This is a genomic window from Clavibacter sp. CT19 (assembly GCF_027858075.1).
Lineage (GTDB): Bacteria > Actinomycetota > Actinomycetes > Actinomycetales > Microbacteriaceae > Clavibacter > Clavibacter tessellarius_A.
The window spans coordinates 232,963-245,788 of sequence record NZ_JAQHYR010000005.1 but is presented as its reverse complement, the minus strand read 5'-3'; the positions used below and the strand labels follow the sequence as shown (position 1 = coordinate 245,788).

Sequence of the window (12,826 nt, the reverse complement as noted above, 5' to 3'; positions counted from 1 at the left end):
CCCCCCCCCCCCCCCCCCCCCCCCCCCCCCCCCCCCCCCCCCCCCCCCCCCCGCCCCCCCCCCCCCCCCCCCCCCCCCCCCCCCCCCGCCCCCCCCCCCCCCCCCCCCCCCGCGGCTCGAGTCGTGGCGCGGCCCGGGGGTGCGCCGGGCGCTGCAGGAGCAGGCGGGCGGGGCGCCGGCCAGCGGCGCTGCGGGCGGCACTGCGGGCGGCACTGCCGGCGGCGCGTCGGCGGCGGTCGCGGCCGTCGCCCGCCCGGCCGCAGCCGGGTAGCCTCGTCGGGTGGGGATCCAGTGACCGGGCCGGAGACGGGCGACGCCGCGCGCGCGCCCGAGCCGCCCGCACCCGTCGCGGATCCCGCCCGACCGGCCGCCGGCGCTCCCGCGACCGCACCTGCTCCCGCTGCCGCCGCCGTGCCCGCCCGCGCCGTGCCGCTCGCGCCGGATCCGCGGGCCCGCGACATCCCGCCCGCCGGCGACGCCCGCTCCCGCGGCACCACGCCCGACCACGTGCGCCGCTCCAACCTCGCGACCGTGCTGCAGATCGTGCACGAGACCGGCCCCGCGTCGCGCTCCGAGCTGACGCGCGAGACCGGCCTCAACCGCTCGACCATCGCCGCGCTCGTGGGCGAGCTGGAGGACCTCGGCCTCGTCGTGGAGTCGGAGCCGCCCGGCACCAACCGCGTCGGCCGGCCGAGCCCCATCGTCTCGGCCGACCCGCGCGTCGTCGTCTTCGCGGTGAACCCGGAGATCGACGCCGTCACGGTCGGCCTCGTCGGGCTCGACGGCGTGGTGCAGCGCCGCGTCCGCCGCGAGACCGACGGGATCCCCACGGCCGCGCAGGCCGCCGACCTCGCGAGCGCGATCATCGCCGAGCTGCGGGCCGACCTCCGCGCCACCCGACCCGACGCCCGCGTGCTCGGCATCGGCGTCGCGGTCCCCGGCCTCGTCCGCTTCGACGGCGGCCTCGTGCGCCTCGCGCCGCACCTCGGCTGGGTCGACGAGCCGTTCGCCGCGTTGCTCGCGGAGGCCACCGGGCTCCCGGCGCTCGCCGCCAACGACGCGAGCCTCGCGGCCGTGGCGGAGGGGCGCTTCGGATCCGGCCGCGACGTCGACGACCTCGTCTACCTCAACGGCGGCGCGTCGGGCGTCGGCGGCGGCGTGCTCATCGGCCGGCGCCCGTTCGGCGGCGCCGAGGGCTACGGCGGCGAGCTCGGCCACACGCTCGTCGACTCCGGCGGCGAGCTGTGCCACTGCGGCGCCGTCGGCTGCCTCGAGACCACGGTCGGCCAGGACGCGCTGCTCGAGGTCACGGGCCTCCCGCGCGCCCGCGCCGACGAGCTCGGCGACGTGCTCGCAGCGGCGCTCGCGGCGGGCGACCCGGCCGTCACGGCGGAGGTGGAGCGGCAGATCGACAACCTCGCGGTCGCGCTGCGCAACGTCGTCAACATCTTCAACCCGTCGCTCGTCGTGCTCGGCGGGTTCCTCGGGTCGCTGCACGCGGCGGATCCCGACCGCGTCCTCGCCCGCGCCACCGCCCAGGCGCTCCCCGGCGCGCGCGAGGCCCTGCGGATCCGGCGCGCGGCGCTCGGCCCCGACCGCCTGATGATCGGCGCGGCCGAGCTGGCGTTCGCGCGCGTGCTGGTGGATCCGTCGGGCGTCGCCCGCGAGGCCGCCGCCGACGCGGAGCGCACCACGGCGTGAACGCGCCCGTCGACCTCGTGATCCTCGACTGCGACGGCGTGCTCGTCGACAGCGAGGTGCTCGCCGTCGAGGTCGACCGGCGGGTGCTCGCCGAGCTCGGCTGGGACATCACGACCGAGGAGGTCGTCGAGCGCTTCGTCGGGAAGTCGCACGCGTCCTTCACCGCCGAGGTCGCCGCGCACCTCGGCCGCGAGCTCGCCGACGACTGGGACGCCCCGTACGCGCACTGGTACACGGAGGCGTTCGAGCAGCACCTGCGGCCGGTCGACGGCATCGCGGACGCGCTCGACCGCATCGCGACGCCGACGTGCGTCGCCTCGAGCGGCGGCTTCCCGAAGATCCGCGCGAACCTCGCCCGCACCGGCCTGCTGCCGCGCTTCGAGGGCCGGCTCTCCAGCGCCACCGAGGTCGTGAATGGCAAGCCCGCGCCCGACCTCTTCCTCCTCGCGGCCGCGCGCATGGGCGCGGATCCGGCGCGCTGCGTCGTCGTGGTGGACAGTCCGTACGGCGTGCAGGGCGCCCGGGCCGCGGGCATGCGCGCGCTCGGCCACGCGGGCGGGCTCACGCCCGCGCACCGCTTGCGCGACGCGGGCGCGACGGTCTTCGACGACATGCGCGACCTGCCTCGGCTGCTGGGCGAGCTCGCGGGCTGACCGGCCGGGCGCGCCCCGGTCCGCTCATCGACCCGCCCGGCCCCACGCACGGCCGCTCCCACGATCCGCCGCCGGGCTGTGGACGCCGCCGTCCGTCCGAGCGCGTCGTGTGCCTAAGCTCACGGCAACCCGACCGACCCGACGCGGCCCCCGGCCCGCACATCCTCCGCAGAACGGATCCCCTCCCATGCCCCACCGCGCCCTGCTCGTGTCGTCCGCCTTCGCCGTCTCCCTCGCCGCCGTGCTCGGCGCCGCCGCGCCCGCGCAGGCATGCCCGCGCGACCCGGCCGAGCAGCAGGCGGTCACCGCCGTGGCGTCCGCCGCGCTCGACCGCCTCGAGATCGCCGACGACGTGGCCGCGTCGAAGTACCTGTCCGGCAAGGCCGTGGCGGATCCCGCGCGCGAGCAGGCCGTCATCGACGCCACCATCGCGGCTGCGAAGGCCGACGGGGTCGACCCGGTGGCCGCCGAGCGCATCATGCGGGCGCAGATCACCGCGAGCAAGCAGGTGCAGTACGCCCTCATCGCCCGCTGGCACGCGCACCCCGACGAGGCGCCCACCACGGCGCCCGACCTGACCACGAGCGTCCGCCCGCGCATCAACGCCGTCGACGCCCGCCTCATCCCGGCCATCGGCGCCGCGCACGACGCGCTCGACGACCAGGCGTGCGGCCACCTCGTGAAGGACGCGCGCGGCGAGCTCGGCCAGGGCCTCGACGACGCGCACCGCAAGGCCTTCCGCACGGCCCTCGCGACGGTCTGCTCCCCGGAGTCCTGACCCGCCACCGACCAGGTCGGGTCCGCTGACCCGCCCACCGACCCGGTCGGGTCCGCTGCCCCGATGCGCTGGCCCGGCCGACCCACCCTCCGCGTGCGCGGGCCGGCGGGCCGCGCGCCGCGTCAGGCCGTCGACGCCACGTCGGCCGCGAACGACGCGACGCGCGTCCGCAGGTCGTCGATGAGCTGCGCGGTCGCCGCCTCGGGGTCGAAGCCGAGGTAGGGGATCGGCCGCGGCTTCCGCACGTTCGCGCTGCACTCGAAGTCGGTGCAGACGAGCGTGCCGATGGTGTTGCCGTTGCGGCCCGCGGATCCGGCCCGGCGCGCGCCGTAGAACACGACCGGCGCGGGCAGGCGCACGTCCTGGCACCACGAGCACTGGGCGCGGGAGCGCGGGGCGGCGCCGGCCTGCTGCAGCAGCACGCCGATCAGCTCGTCGCCGACGGGGACGACGACGATGCCGCGCTGCGGGGCCTTCGGGTCGCGCCAGCCGAGGAAGTCGAGGCGGTCCCAGGCGAGGTCGGCGAAGCCCTCGGGGAGGCGGACGTCGCGCGCCTCGCGCTGGGAGGCGTTCACGAGGGAGGCGCGGATGGCGGATTCGGTCAGGGGGAGCATGGTGGGCCCTTCGGGCGGGGTCGCGGCGGTGCCGCGGGAACGGGTGTCAGGTGACGGCGGCCGGATCCCACGAGGATCCAGGGCGTGCCGGGAGCGGCCGGCCCGAGGAGGCGCGGCGACGGATCCGTGACTACCTGGTGCCGACGGACGTGCCGCCGACGACCTCCCCACGCCCCGCGGGCGTCGCGCTGCTCATGTGGCTCACGAGGCAACGGTACCCCGGGCGGGGGAATGCCTCACCCGCTCGCGACCGGCCAGACGTAGTCGAGGTCGTCGGGATCCTCCGGGAAGGCCGGCCGGTACAGCTCCGGCGCCTTCGCCAGCAGCTTCGAGCGGTGGGAGAGGTGCAGCTCGGGGCGGCCCCACCACGTTGGACGCACGATGCGGCCCTCGGCGTACGCGGCGAGGTCCGCGGGCACCTCGGCGATGACCGCGAGCGTCTTCTCGAAGCACGTGTCCGCGAAGCCGCGCCGCATCCACTCGGCGCACGTCGCCTCCTGGTACTCCATGAGCGCGGGCCGGTACCCGCGCCACATGCGCGTGACCGGGTGGCTCTGCCAGCCGTAGCCGGCGACGGTCACGGCCTTCATCACCTGCAGCGTCTCCACGCGCTGCTTCCCGAGCCGCTTGTCGTCGAGCACGGCCATGCTCGCGTCGAGCTCGGGGTAGGGGAGGAACGTCTGCACCCGGCCAGTCAACTCCGGTGGGCGCGGGGTCGGTCGGCGCCCGGAGGTCACCGCGACCAGGCGTACGGCGTGGTCGTGGAGCAGGCGAGGAGGCCGGACCGCTCGAGGATCGGGCGGGAGAAGTCGGTCGAGTCGCTGTGGATCAGGGTGCGGCCCGCCGCGAGGGCCGAGCGCGCGCGAGCGGCCGTGAGCGCGCGGTAGATCCCGCGGCCGCGCCACTCCGGCACGGTCGCGCCGCCCCAGATGCCGGCGAAGTCGGATCCGGGCACGGGCTCGAGCCGGCCCGCGGACACGATCCGGCCCGCGGCCCAGGCGACCCACATCTCCATGCCGTCGTCGAGCCCGAGGCGGCGGATCATCGCGTCGGCCTGGTCGGCGGAGTCCACGTCGCCGAAGACCTCGGCCTGCATGGCGCTCATCGCCCGCACGTCGACCTCCGCGGTGATGCGTCGGAGGGTCACGCCCGCGGGCAGCGGCACGTCGACCGCGAGCGCCCGCGCCTCGCCGAGCATGATCGTCTCCCGCTCCTCGGGCACGAAGCCGTTCTCGCGCAGGATCCCGTCGAGCCCGGGCGCGCGGTCGTGGCCGCGCGTCTTCCACTCGACCCCCGTGATCGCCGGGTCGTCGCGGAAGCGCGCGAGCGCCTCGGGGACGAGGTCGCGCAGGCCGGGCTCGTCGAGGTCGCCGAGGTCGCGGTAGGTCACGAAGCCGCGCCCGCCCGGGAACACCGCGAGGCGCAGCGGGCCGAGCTCCCGCACGTCGAGGGCGTTCGGCGTCTCCGCGTCGGTGCGGAGCTGGGCGTCGTAGGCGGAGAGGAGGCGGGCGGCGGATGCGTCGGGTGCGGTGGCGGAGGTCACGCGCCGATCCTGCCGCACCAGGCGGCGATCACGGGCGGGATCGCACCCGTGCCCGGCTCACGACCGGCGACGCAGCTCCAGCAGCCGCGCGGACGGGCCGCCCGGGGCCGACCGCACCGTGAGGATCCCGCGCACGGCGTCCCACTCGGCGCCGCCGTCCGCGGCCTCGTCCGCGCCGCCGTCCGCGAGGTCCCGCGGGAAGAGGACGGCGACGTCGACGCGGCGGCCCACGAGCGACGGGAAGGAGAGGAGCGCGGCGTCCGCGTCGTCGCCGCGGTCGCCGATCGCGACGACGACCGCCTCCCCGGTGTCGCGGGCCGTGCAGGTCCAGCGCTCGCCGCCCGCGGGGACGCCGCGGGGCCAGAGCGGCACCGAGCGGGCGAGGCCGTCGCGCAGGTCGTCGGCGACCCGGACGGCGTCGGCGGCGAGGGCGCGCTGATCCGGCCGCAGGTCGCCGTCGGCGTCGAGGCGGAGCGCGCCCGCGAGCCCGGCGACGAGCGCGGCGGTCGTCTCCGCGGTGGTCATGCCGGAGCGCAGGTGCACCGGGACCACGGTCTCCTCGGGGAGGGTCGAGAGCGCCGCGGTCGCGACGGCGGTGGCGTCGTGCATCCGGTCGGAGGGGACCGCGCCGGACGCGAGGCGCTCGGCGCGGCGGGCGCGGGTCATGGCCGCGGCGGCGTCCTCGAGGTCGGTGCCCACGGCGACGAGGGCGGACGCGGCCGCGGTGGAGGCGCCGGGGGCCAGGATCTCCGCGCCGGCGGGATCCGCGTGGGCCGGTCGGGAGAGCGCGAGCCGGCAGTCGGCCGTGCCCTCGTGCAGCTGCCAGCGCCAGGGTCCGTCGGCCGCGACCTCCCAGAGCCAGGCGACCTCCTGCCGCTCGGAGAGGAGGGCGGCGACGGGCAGGGCGGCGGCGGCGTGCACGGCGTCCGCGGCGGCACCCGACGCGCGGTCGACGGATCCGCGTCCCGCCTCCGCGCCTCCCGCCTCCGCGCCTCCCGCCTCCGCGCCTCCCGCACGCGGGCACGGCAGCAGCTCGGCGCTCCGCAGGTCGCGCACGGACCAGCGCTCGGCACCGGACGCATCCACCCGGCCCTCGAGGAGCTCCCAGTCGGCGGCCGGATCCGGCACGTCGCCCTTGTCGAGCCGCACGCCGAGCGGCGCGGCCCAGCAGGTGACGGCCTCGACGCGCACGGGTGCGCCGGTGTCGTTCGTGACGACCGCGGTGCTGCGGAGGGCGCCGTCGCGGCCGCGCAGGGTGGCGGTCACGCGGATCCCGGCGGGCGTCGCCTGCACGACCACGAGGGTCGCGCCGTCCGCGGACACGGAATGGGCGACGTAGCGCAGGTCGGCGCCGACGCCCGCCGCGGCGCCCGGGCCCGCGGCGACCAGCGCGTCGACGAGCGGGACCGGCTCCGCGACGACCGTCTCGACGGATCCCGCCACGAGCCGACCGAGCATGACCGGGCCGTCGGGCGCCCGGCGGAGGTGGAGCTCGAGGCGGCCGCTGCGCCAGACGAGGTCGTCGCGCCGGTCGTCGGGCGCGCTGCCGGGGCGGGCGGCGCGGCCGGCGATGCGGGCGCGGCGGCCGTCGCGCTGCACGGCGGCGGTCGTCCCGCTCGGGGGGACGCGACGGGCGGAGGCGGCGGCACCGGAGGCGGCGGAGGCGCGGCCCCGATCGGCCGGCGGGGTCTCCGCGAGCGCGGGGGAGGTCGCGGATCGCGGACGCAGCTCGATGAGCGGGGTGGCGGTCATCGTCGTCCTCCGGGTGCCGGGCGGATCGCTCCGCAGTTCGTCATCGAACAGTCGTTGCGCAACTCCTACGAGCTCCGCACGGCGTCCCGTCATTGTCCACCCCGACTCGTCGGGCGGCAAGAGGGCGTCGGGTCTCGATCCGGCATCGGGAGCGTGTCAAAGTTGCGCAACTACAACCGCCGCTCGGCTAGGCTCCGCCCATGGACAGCAGAGCGGCCGCGCCCCGGCCGACCATGGCGCAGATCGCCGAGCGGGCCGGCACCACCGTCCCGACCGTCTCGAAGGTGCTCAACGGCGGCACCGACGTCTCCGAGGCGACGCGCGAGCGCGTGATGACCGCCGCCCACGCCCTCGACTACCGCCGCCGGCCGCGCGCCCGCGCGACCGACCCGGATCCGCGCGCCGCCCGCATCGTCGACGTCGTGGTCGGCCACATCGAGGGCAGCTGGATCGGCCCGGTGCTGAGCGCCATCGAGGAGGAGTCGTCCGCGGCGGGCGTCGACCTCGTGCTCACGCGCGCCCGACCCGACGGCGAGTGGATCCGCCGGCTCCTCCGCCGCCCGTCGCTCGGCGCGATCCTCGTGCTGGTCGACGTCTCCGCCGCGGGCCTGCACACGCTCACGACGGCGGGGATCCCGGTGGTCGTCATCGACCCGAGCACGCGGCCGCCCGCCGAGGTCGCGAGCGTCGGATCCACCAACTGGGAGGGCGGGCGCATGGCGGCCGAGCACCTCATCGCCCAGGGCCACACGCGCATCGGCGTGATCGGCGGCCTCCGCTCGCACCTGTTCGGCAGCGCGCGCATCGACGGCCTGATGACGGCGCTCCGCGCGGCGGGCATCCGGGTGCCGGACGAGCGCATCGCGTTCTGCGACTGGGACCGCGAGAGCGCGCGCTCGGCGGCGGGCGCCATGCTCGCCGCGCGCGACCGGCCGACCGCGTTCTTCGCGTGCTCCGACGTGATGGGCCTCGGCGTCTACGAGGCCGCCGACGACGCGGGGCTGCGGATTCCGGACGACCTCAGCGTGCTCGGCTTCGACGGAGTGCAGGAGTCGGCGTGGGCGATGCCGCCCATGACGACCGTGCGGCAGCCGATCGCCGGGATGGGCGCCACCGCGTTCCACATGCTCGAGCAGGCGCACCGGTCGCCGAGGTCGCGCGCGACGGGGTCGCCGGCGTCGCGGATGGAGCTGGAGACGGAGCTCGTGCTGCGCGGATCCGTGGCGCCGCCGCGCCTCTAGGCCGCCGCGCCCGAGATCGATCTCGCGTGGGTCACCCGATGACGCGGCTCACGCCGACTCGCGCCGCACGAGCGTCGTCGGGAGCACCGGCTGCCGGTCGATCTCCTGCCCGAGCGATGCGGCGATCACCGTCTCGGCGGCGACGCGGCCCATCTCCTCGAGCGGCTGGCGCACGGTGGTGAGCGGCGGATCCGAGGTCGTCGCGATGATCACGTCGTCGAAGCCCACGACTGAGACGTCGGTGGGGACGCGGCGCCCGGACGCCTGGAGCATGCGGATCGCGCCGACGGCCATGAGGTCGGAGGAGGCGAAGACGCCGTCGATGTCGGGGTGGCGGTGGAGGAGGCGGGCCATGGCCGCCGACCCGCTCTCGAGCGTGAACTCGGCGTGCACGATGGCGCCGTGCTCGATGCCGAGGTCGGTGAGCTCGTCGCGCCATCCGCGGATCCGGTCGCGGGCGGGCTCCATGTCGTGCGGCCCCGCGATGATCCCGAGGTGGCGCCGCCCGGCGTCCGCGAGCGCGCGGGCCGCGAGCCGCCCGCCGCCGTGGTTGTCGGAGTCGACGATGATCGCGTCGTCCGCGAGGGCGCCGCGCGGGCGGCCGACCCAGCCGATGGGCACGGGGGAGTCCGCGAGCGTCGGGGCGAGGTGCGTGATCTCGTGCTGGAGGATCACGACCGCGCCGTCGACCGCGCGCGAGCGGAGGAAGCGCGGGATCCGGTCGGCGTCGTCCTGGTCGGCCGGCAGGAGGACGGGCTGGAGATCGGCGGCGTGCAGCGCCTTCGCGGCGCCCTTGAGCACCGACGTGAAGAACGTGCCGGTGAGGCTGTCGAGCTCGTTGAACGCGATGATCAGCCCGATCGCGCCGGCCCGGCCGCCGCGCAGCATGCGGGCCGCGCTGTTCGCCTCGTAGCCGAGCTGCTCGGCGGCGTGCACCACGGCGGCGGCCATGCGGGCGTCCACCTTCGTGCCGCCGGAGAGGACGCGCGCGGCGGTCGCGCGGGAGACCCCGGCGGCCTTCGCCACGTCGACGAGCGTGGGGCGCGTCATGCGGCGGCCGCCGTGCTGGTCATGGATCCCTCCCGGATCGGCGCCGCCCCGGGCGCGGAGCCTCCCTGATCCTAGGCGGAGATCGATGTCTGGGGCGCCGGTCTCGTTTGCGCATCGTCGCTTGCAGGAGCTCGGCACGCGAGCTACGGTGACGCCAAGAGATCGTTCTCTCGGCGGGAGCACCGGCGCTCCGACCACGCCGCGCGAATCCCCGACGAAGAGGAATCATCGTGAGAAGAAGCCTGACGGCCGTCATCGCCGCCGCCGCAGTCGCCGTCGCCCTGACCGGATGCTCGTCCGGCGGAGGCGGCGCCGGGTCGGACGACCCGAACGCGGAGGCCTCCTTCTGGTCGTTCACCGGCATCGGCGCCAAGGACGGCGTCGCCGAGTACCAGCAGAAGAAGCCCGACGCGAAGATCAAGCTGACCGAGGTCGGCTCCACCACCGAGACCGCGACGGCGCTCACCGCGGCCCTCGCGGGCGGCAAGGTCCCCGACCTCGTCATGATCCAGAACGACGACCTCCCGCAGTTCGTGGAGAACAGCGCCAACTTCCTCGACCTCCGCACGCTCGGCGGCGACGGCATCGCCGGCGACTACCTGCCGTGGGCGGCGAAGGCGGCCACCGCGGAGGACGGCTCGGTCATCGGCATCCCCACCGACGTCGGCGGCCTCGGCTTCGCGTACCGCGCCGACCTCTTCGAGCAGGCCGGCCTGCCGACCGAGCCCGACGAGGTCGCGGCCATGTGGAAGGACTGGCCGTCGTTCATCGCGATGGGCGAGCAGTACACGAAGGCGACCGGCAAGCCGTTCGTCGACAACATCGAGACGAGCGTCTTCTTCTCCACCGTCAACCAGGTGAGCGAGAAGTACTACTCGCCCGACGGCGAGCTCGTCTACGACAAGAACCCCCAGGTGGAGGACGCGTTCCAGGTCGCGGTCGACGCGCACGACGCCGGCATCAGCGCGGGCATCGCGGCGTGGTCGTCGGGCTGGGCCCCGGGTCGCGCGAACGGCGCGTTCGCCGTCACGGTGGCGCCCTCGTGGATCCTCCAGGGCATCAAGACCGACGCCCCCGACACCGCGGGGGACTGGCGCGTCGCGAGCGTGCCCGGCGTCGGCGGCAACTGGGGCGGCAGCGTCATCGCCATCCCCGCCCGCGCCGAGCACCCGCAGGCGGCCTGGCAGTACATCGAGACGATGATGTCCGGCGAGGCCCAGCAGGAGCACTTCGAGCGCACCGGCACGTTCCCGGCGGCGACCGCCGCGATCGGGAGCGACGCCGTCTCGGCCTACACGGACGACTTCTTCGGCGACTCCAAGATCGGCGAGGTGATGTCGCAGTCGGTGACGGAGTTCCCGTCCTTCTACAACGGACCCGACACGTCGCCCATCAACGCGGCCCTGCTCAACACGCTCGTCGAGCTGGAGTCGGGCAACGTCACCTCCGCGAAGGCGTGGCCGCAGGCGCTCGCCTCGGCGAAGACCGCCATCGGCGGCTGATCCCGTCCCACCCACCCGGCGGCCCGGGGCGCTCACGCTCCGGGCCGCCCCCAGACGGAGGTACCCCATGTCGACGGCGACATCACCCCGCACGAGCACCGAGCCCCCCGCGCCTCCCGCCCCGCGCCCGCGCCGCGGGAAGGCGCCGGCGGCGAGCCCGACCCGCAGGATCCAGCAGTCGCTCTCCGAGCGCATCGCGCCGTATGCCTACGTCGCGCCCTTCTTCGTCATCTTCATCGTGTTCGGCCTGTTCCCCCTGGTCTTCACGTTCTACGTCTCGCTGTTCGACTGGAACCCGATCGGCAAGCAGACCTTCGTCGGGCTCGCGAACTTCCAGCAGCTGTTCGCCGACGACCGGTTCTGGAACGCGCTCGTCAACACGTTCGCGATCTTCCTGATCTCCACGATCCCGCAGCTGCTCCTCGCGCTCTTCCTCGCGCACCTGCTCAACCACGCCCGGCTCAAGTGGGCGAACTTCTTCCGCATGGCGCTGCTCGTGCCGTACATCACCTCGGTCGCCGCGACCGCGATCGTGTTCGCGCAGATCTTCGACCGCAACTTCGGCCTCATCAACTGGGTGCTCGGGATCTTCGGCCTCCCGTCGGTCAACTTCATGGCGACCAACCACGGCTCGTGGATCCTCATCTCGGCCATGGTCATGTGGCGCTGGTTCGGCTACAACACGCTGCTCTACCTCGCCGGCCTCCAGGCGCTCCCGCGGGAGATGTTCGAGGCGGCGGCGGTGGACGGCGCGTCCAGCTGGCAGCAGTTCCGGCACCTGACGATCCCCGCGCTCCGCCCGATCATCATCTTCACGGTGATCATGTCGACCATCGGCGGCCTGCAGATCTTCACGGAGCCGCTGCTCGCGGCGCCCGAGTCGGGCCTCACGTGCGGCGCCGGCCGGCAGTGCCAGACGCTCGCGCTGTTCCTCTACGAGCAGGGCTTCGGTCAGTTCAAGTTCGGCTACGGATCCGCCATCGGGGTCGTGCTGTTCGTGATCGTGGTGGTCGTCGCGCTCCTCAACTTCTACCTGTCCACCCGCACCCGGAAGGCGAGCTGATGTCCGACGTGATCGACCAGACCGTGTCACCCGTCGTCGCCGCCCCCGTCACGAGGCGGTCGGCCCTGCCGCGCCGTCGGGGCAAGGGCGGCGGCATCAGCCCGATCGTCTACGTGTTCCTGAGCATCGCCGTGCTGATCTCGGTGTTCCCGCTCTACTACATGCTCGTCGTGGCCTCGGTGGGGGCGACCGCCGTCACCTCCATCCCGCCGCGCCTGTTCCCGGGCACGAACTTCTTCGAGGTCGCGGGCAAGGTGTTCGACACGGTGCCGTTCATGCTGTCGCTGCTCAACAGCGTGCTGGTGTCGACGACCGTCGCGGTGCTCTCCGCGGTGCTCTGCGCCATGGCCGGGTTCGCGTTCGCGAAGCTCACCTTCCCGGGGCGGAACACGCTGTTCCTCATCGTGCTGCTCACCATGACGGTGCCGGCGCAGCTCAGCGTGATCCCGCAGTACCTGATCATCAGCCAGCTCGGCTGGGTCGACACGCTGCAGGCGATCATCGTGCCGGGCCTCGCGAGCGCGTTCGGCATCTTCTGGATGCGGCAGCACATGTCCACCACGGTGAGCGACGAGCTCATCCAGGCGGCCCGCCTCGACGGCGCGAACTCGTGGCAGCTGTTCTGGGGCGTCGCGTTCCCGGTGGTGCGGCCGGCCGCGTTCGTGCTCGGGCTCATCACCTTCACGGGCGTGTGGAACGACTTCATGTGGCCGTTCATCGTGCTGAAGTCGCCGGAGCTGTTCACGGTGCAGATCGCGCTGAAGCAGCTGCAGGCGAACCGGTCGATCGACGTGGCGCTCGCGATGGGCGGGTCGTTCATGGCGACGCTGCCGCTCTTGATCCTGTTCTTCTTCGTCGGGCGGCGGATGATCACGGGGATCATGGACGGGGCGTTCAAGGGCTGAGGCCCGCGTCCCTCACGAAGCCGG

The 12,826-nt window shown here is 75.0% G+C and carries 12 protein-coding genes; 7 read left to right on the top strand and 5 right to left on the bottom strand.

Features of this window, described 5'->3' with window-relative positions; genetic code table 11:
• Window positions 1-291: 291 nt before the first annotated feature.
• From PED38_RS08235 to aroQ, 3 genes are all read left to right on the top strand, one after another.
• Window positions 292-1,701: an ROK family transcriptional regulator gene (locus PED38_RS08235; protein ID WP_270980797.1), complete on the top strand. Its 1,410-nt coding sequence runs from the start codon at window positions 292-294 to the stop codon at window positions 1,699-1,701.
• A complete protein-coding gene (locus tag PED38_RS08230) occupies window positions 1,698-2,354 on the top strand; it encodes an HAD family hydrolase (protein ID WP_270980795.1) in 657 nt (218 codons plus the stop codon). Before PED38_RS08235 ends, PED38_RS08230 begins: the two co-directional genes overlap by 4 nt.
• Before the next feature lie 187 nt (window positions 2,355-2,541).
• Window positions 2,542-3,132, top strand: coding sequence for a gamma subclass chorismate mutase AroQ (gene aroQ, locus PED38_RS08225; RefSeq protein ID WP_063072289.1), 591 nt, complete (start codon window positions 2,542-2,544; stop codon window positions 3,130-3,132).
• A gap of 122 nt (window positions 3,133-3,254) precedes the next feature.
• Here the strand turns inward: aroQ and PED38_RS08220 are convergent, their stop codons facing one another.
• The 4 genes from PED38_RS08220 to PED38_RS08205 form a co-directional block, all read right to left on the bottom strand.
• Window positions 3,255-3,746 (bottom strand): FBP domain-containing protein, encoded by a 492-nt coding sequence (locus PED38_RS08220; protein ID WP_063072288.1) that lies wholly within the window; start codon window positions 3,744-3,746, stop codon window positions 3,255-3,257.
• A 236-nt stretch (window positions 3,747-3,982) separates the two neighbouring features.
• Window positions 3,983-4,432, bottom strand: a complete 450-nt coding sequence (locus PED38_RS08215) for an MSMEG_6728 family protein (protein ID WP_063072287.1) — start codon at window positions 4,430-4,432, stop codon at window positions 3,983-3,985.
• A 47-nt stretch (window positions 4,433-4,479) separates the two neighbouring features.
• Window positions 4,480-5,289 carry a GNAT family N-acetyltransferase gene (locus PED38_RS08210; protein ID WP_270980790.1) on the bottom strand — a complete coding sequence of 270 codons (810 nt, stop codon included), beginning with the start codon at window positions 5,287-5,289 and terminating at the stop codon, window positions 4,480-4,482.
• A gap of 57 nt (window positions 5,290-5,346) precedes the next feature.
• On the bottom strand, window positions 5,347-7,041 hold the full coding sequence (locus tag PED38_RS08205; protein WP_270980789.1) for a hypothetical protein: 1,695 nt from the start codon (window positions 7,039-7,041) through the stop codon (window positions 5,347-5,349).
• 200 nt (window positions 7,042-7,241) lie between these two features.
• Between PED38_RS08205 and PED38_RS08200 the strand changes: the two genes are divergently transcribed.
• The gene (locus PED38_RS08200; protein ID WP_270980788.1) at window positions 7,242-8,282 is read left to right on the top strand and encodes a LacI family DNA-binding transcriptional regulator; all 1,041 of its coding nucleotides are present in this window, start codon (window positions 7,242-7,244) and stop codon (window positions 8,280-8,282) included.
• A gap of 48 nt (window positions 8,283-8,330) precedes the next feature.
• Here PED38_RS08200 and PED38_RS08195 read toward each other — a convergent pair whose 3' ends face one another.
• Complete coding sequence (locus tag PED38_RS08195) at window positions 8,331-9,332, bottom strand: LacI family DNA-binding transcriptional regulator (protein ID WP_063072283.1); 1,002 nt, start codon at window positions 9,330-9,332, stop codon at window positions 8,331-8,333.
• A gap of 230 nt (window positions 9,333-9,562) precedes the next feature.
• On the opposite strand from PED38_RS08195, the gene PED38_RS08190 reads away from it, so the two are divergent.
• From PED38_RS08190 to PED38_RS08180, 3 genes are all read left to right on the top strand, one after another.
• Window positions 9,563-10,834, top strand: a complete 1,272-nt coding sequence (locus PED38_RS08190; protein WP_270980787.1) for an ABC transporter substrate-binding protein — start codon at window positions 9,563-9,565, stop codon at window positions 10,832-10,834.
• A gap of 67 nt (window positions 10,835-10,901) precedes the next feature.
• Window positions 10,902-11,897 carry a carbohydrate ABC transporter permease gene (locus PED38_RS08185; RefSeq protein WP_214583691.1) on the top strand — a complete coding sequence of 332 codons (996 nt, stop codon included), beginning with the start codon at window positions 10,902-10,904 and terminating at the stop codon, window positions 11,895-11,897.
• Window positions 11,897-12,802, top strand: a complete 906-nt coding sequence (locus PED38_RS08180) for a carbohydrate ABC transporter permease (protein WP_270980785.1) — start codon at window positions 11,897-11,899, stop codon at window positions 12,800-12,802. Before PED38_RS08185 ends, PED38_RS08180 begins: the two co-directional genes overlap by 1 nt.
• Window positions 12,803-12,826: the final 24 nt, after the last annotated feature.

What these genes read in the sequence shown, in the direction of transcription:
- aroQ (WP_063072289.1), top strand. Translation starts at nt 2,542, where the DNA reads ATGCCCCACCGCGCCCTGCTCGTGTCGTCCGCCTTCGCCGTCTCCCTC.
- PED38_RS08200 (WP_270980788.1), top strand. Translation starts at nt 7,242, where the DNA reads ATGGACAGCAGAGCGGCCGCGCCCCGGCCGACCATGGCGCAGATCGCC.
- PED38_RS08205 (WP_270980789.1), bottom strand. Translation starts at nt 7,041, where the DNA reads ATGACCGCCACCCCGCTCATCGAGCTGCGTCCGCGATCCGCGACCTCC.
- PED38_RS08180 (WP_270980785.1), top strand. Translation starts at nt 11,897, where the DNA reads ATGTCCGACGTGATCGACCAGACCGTGTCACCCGTCGTCGCCGCCCCC.
- PED38_RS08195 (WP_063072283.1), bottom strand. Translation starts at nt 9,332, where the DNA reads ATGACGCGCCCCACGCTCGTCGACGTGGCGAAGGCCGCCGGGGTCTCC.
- PED38_RS08220 (WP_063072288.1), bottom strand. Translation starts at nt 3,746, where the DNA reads ATGCTCCCCCTGACCGAATCCGCCATCCGCGCCTCCCTCGTGAACGCC.
- PED38_RS08185 (WP_214583691.1), top strand. Translation starts at nt 10,902, where the DNA reads ATGTCGACGGCGACATCACCCCGCACGAGCACCGAGCCCCCCGCGCCT.